3 tRNA genes and 2 rRNA genes are annotated in these 1,265 nt (G+C 49.9%); all 5 read left to right on the forward strand.

Going from position 1 to position 1,265, the window contains the following annotated elements:
• Nucleotides 1-125: ribosomal RNA gene (locus C9I92_RS25005) — 16S ribosomal RNA — on the forward strand; the annotation flags it as partial.
• A 91-nt stretch (nucleotides 126-216) separates the two neighbouring features.
• Nucleotides 217-292 (forward strand) — tRNA-Glu (locus tag C9I92_RS25010).
• A 1-nt stretch (nucleotide 293) separates the two neighbouring features.
• Nucleotides 294-369: transfer RNA gene (locus C9I92_RS25015), tRNA-Lys, on the forward strand.
• Nucleotides 370-399: 30 nt separating this feature from the next.
• Nucleotides 400-475: transfer RNA gene (locus C9I92_RS25020), tRNA-Val, on the forward strand.
• A gap of 313 nt (nucleotides 476-788) precedes the next feature.
• Nucleotides 789-1,265 (forward strand): 23S ribosomal RNA (locus C9I92_RS25025); the annotation flags it as partial.

The raw sequence follows: 1,265 nt of genomic DNA on the forward strand, positions 1-1,265 counted from the left end.
AGTGGGCTGCACCAGAAGTAGATAGCTTAACCTTCGGGAGGGCGTTTACCACGGTGTGGTTCATGACTGGGGTGAAGTCGTAACAAGGTAGCCCTAGGGGAACCTGGGGCTGGATCACCTCCTTACCAAAAGACTGCGCTTTGCGTAGTGTCCACACAGATTGCTTGGTCGAAATGTAGAGAACATGTGTTCGGGTACCCAAACCCGAAACAAAAGGTCCCATTCGTCTAGAGGCCTAGGACACCGCCCTTTCACGGCGGTAACAGGGGTTCGACTCCCCTATGGGACGCCACGGGTCGTTAGCTCAGTTGGTAGAGCAGTTGACTTTTAATCAATTGGTCGCAGGTTCGAATCCTGCACGACCCACCATCTTCTCCTCGGAAGATGTAAAACATCGGAGGGCGATTAGCTCAGTTGGGAGAGCACCTCCCTTACAAGGAGGGGGTCACTGGTTCGAGCCCGGTATCGCCCACCACTCTCTAAATACTTTTCTGCACGGAGCCGCAGATTCAATAGCAGTAATGTTGTTGGGTCAGTTTCGTGACGCTGAAAGTCTTTAGAAAGTGGCTGCCGCAAGGCAAGCACATGCTCTTTAACAATCTGGAAAGCTGACTAGTAATTCGATTCAGATGAATCGAAATTATTGTTTCTCGAAAGAGAAACGAGTTCTCAAGCAATACACATTCAAGTGTCTTGTGTAAGAAGAGTCCGGCAAAACAAACTAACCATCTTAACTCAGATGGAAAAACCTTGGTTGTTTGAACATACGAAACCTCTTGGGGTTGTATGGTTAAGTGACTAAGCGTACACGGTGGATGCCTGGGCAGTCAGAGGCGATGAAGGACGTACTAACTTGCGATAAGCGTAGATGAGGCAGTAAGAGCCACTTGAGTCTACGATTTCCGAATGGGGAAACCCAGCTGCATAAGCAGTTATCATCAAGTGAATACATAGCTTGATGAGGCGAACCGGGGGAACTGAAACATCTAAGTACCCCGAGGAAGAGAAATCAACCGAGATTCCGGCAGTAGCGGCGAGCGAAACCGGATTAGCCCTTAAGCGCTTTAGGTGTCAGGCGAATGAGCTGGAAAGCTCAGCGATACAGGGTGACAGCCCCGTAGCCGACAACACATTTGGCGTGAAAACGAGTAGGACGGGACACGTGTTATCTTGTCTGAAGATGGGGGGACCATCCTCCAAGGCTAAATACTCCTGACTGACCGATAGTGAACCAGTACCGTGAGGGAAAGGCGAAAAGAACCCCT

This window comes from Photobacterium ganghwense, assembly GCF_003025595.1.
GTDB lineage: Bacteria > Pseudomonadota > Gammaproteobacteria > Enterobacterales > Vibrionaceae > Photobacterium > Photobacterium ganghwense.